We start from the raw sequence: 1617 nt of genomic DNA, 5'->3' as shown, positions 1-1617 counted from the left end.
GGACTACGCGGGACGAAACTGACAGGCTTGCCTTGAATGGCAAGCCTGTCAGTTTCGCGCCCGGCCATGGATGGCCGGGCCGGGTCTCCGAAGAAGAGCGGGTTCGCGACAGGGCGCCGGGGAAATGCTTTCCGAACAGGAGGCTTCAGCCCAGCATCGCCTTGACCTTGGCAACGTACTGAGTCATCGCCGCATCCGCCGTGGTGCCTTTGAGCTTGGCCCAGGCGTCGTACTTCGCGCGGTTGACCATGTCGAGCATGCCCGGACGGGTGCCGGTGGCGTCGCCCGTGGCGCCCTGCTTGAACAGCGCGTAGAGCGTCAGCAGGTCTTCGTTGCTCGGGCGCTTGGTCAGCGTCTTGACATCGATCTGGGCTTGGGCGAAGGCGGCTTTGAGGTCGGCCATGTCGGATTCTCGAGGTTATGTGAACAATTGTTCTGAGGCGGCTTTATAGCAGCCACAGGCGTCGAGACTCAATCGTTTTCGAGGCGTTGCAAGCTGACGAAGCGGAAGGCATGAGCATGGCGCTCGTCGGCCGGATGGGCTTCGCTGGCGACGGTTTGCCATTGGGCGAGATCGATCGCCGGAAACAGCGTGTCGCCATCGACCTCGGCCAGCACTTCGGTCAGCTCCAGCCGAGTCGCCAGCGGCAAGGTCTGGCGATACAGCTCGGCACCGCCGATCACCACCAGCTCCCGCCCCTGCCCGGCATTCAGCGCCTGATCGAGCGTGGCGAACACCGTCGCGCCGGCCGGCTTGAACGTGGCGTCTCGGGTCAGCACCCAGTTGTCACGATCCGGCAGCGGCCGGCCGAGCGAAACCCAGGTCTTGCGCCCCATCAGCACGGTCTTGCCGACGGTCAAACGCTTGAAGCGCTTCAGGTCATCCGGCAGCCGCCAGGGCAGATCGCCGTCGCGGCCAATCACGCGGTTCTGCGCCAGCGCGGCGATCAGGGTCAGCTCGGTGGTCATGGCGTCGCGGTACGGTCCAGCACGTCGATGATTTCCTTGATCACCAGATCGGGCCGGTTCCAGAGCACGAAATGGCCCTGGTCCGGCACGACAACGACCTTGCCATTCGGCTTCGGCAGCACCTTCTCGGCATAGGCCGCCGTGCGGGGATCGACCAGCTCATCTTTAGCGCCCTGGATGACGGTGATCGGCATTTTCAAGCTCGCCCAGCGTGGCGTCTGCTTTTCCAGCTCGCCCACCAGCGGCATGATTTCTTGGTTCGACGATACGAAATCATCTGGTGCGATCAGCTTGACCAGCCACAGCGTCATGGCGACGTTGTACCAGCGCGGCTGCTCGGTGTTCGGATCGATCGATGGCGCCACCAGTACCGCGCCGCGCACTAGCTCGGGATAGCGCATCGCCAGTTCGGCGGCGATCGGCCCGCCCAGCGAATGGCCCACCAGCAGAGTCGGTGCGCCCGGACCGTCTAGCAGCGGGGCCAGCAGGCGCGCCTGATCGGCCATTAGCGGCGCGACCCGGCCGGGATCGGAAGCACCGAAGCCAGGGCGATCGACGGAGATCATCGTCGCCCGCTTCTGCAGTTCCGGATCGGCCATGAAATGCGCCCAGGCCTTCCAGCCGCCCGGCGTGCCGTGCAGGAACAGG

3 protein-coding genes are annotated in these 1617 nt (G+C 64.9%); all 3 read right to left on the bottom strand.

Annotation, left to right across the window (positions count from 1 at the left end; all coding sequences use genetic code 11):
- Positions 1 to 145: 145 nt before the first annotated feature.
- The gene (locus QZY06_RS17520; protein WP_295686430.1) at positions 146 to 403 is read right to left on the bottom strand and encodes an acyl-CoA-binding protein; all 258 of its coding nucleotides are present in this window, start codon (positions 401 to 403) and stop codon (positions 146 to 148) included.
- 68 nt (positions 404 to 471) lie between these two features.
- Positions 472 to 969, bottom strand: a complete 498-nt coding sequence (locus QZY06_RS17515) for a dihydrofolate reductase (RefSeq protein ID WP_295686428.1) — start codon at positions 967 to 969, stop codon at positions 472 to 474.
- Positions 966 to 1617: alpha/beta hydrolase (locus tag QZY06_RS17510; protein WP_295686427.1), on the bottom strand; the 652-nt coding region annotated here is incomplete at its 5' end. The genes QZY06_RS17515 and QZY06_RS17510, both read right to left, overlap by 4 nt.

The sequence above is a fragment of the uncultured Nevskia sp. genome (assembly GCF_903885465.1).
GTDB lineage: Bacteria > Pseudomonadota > Gammaproteobacteria > Nevskiales > Nevskiaceae > Nevskia.
This window is presented reverse-complemented; position numbering and strand designations above follow the sequence as displayed.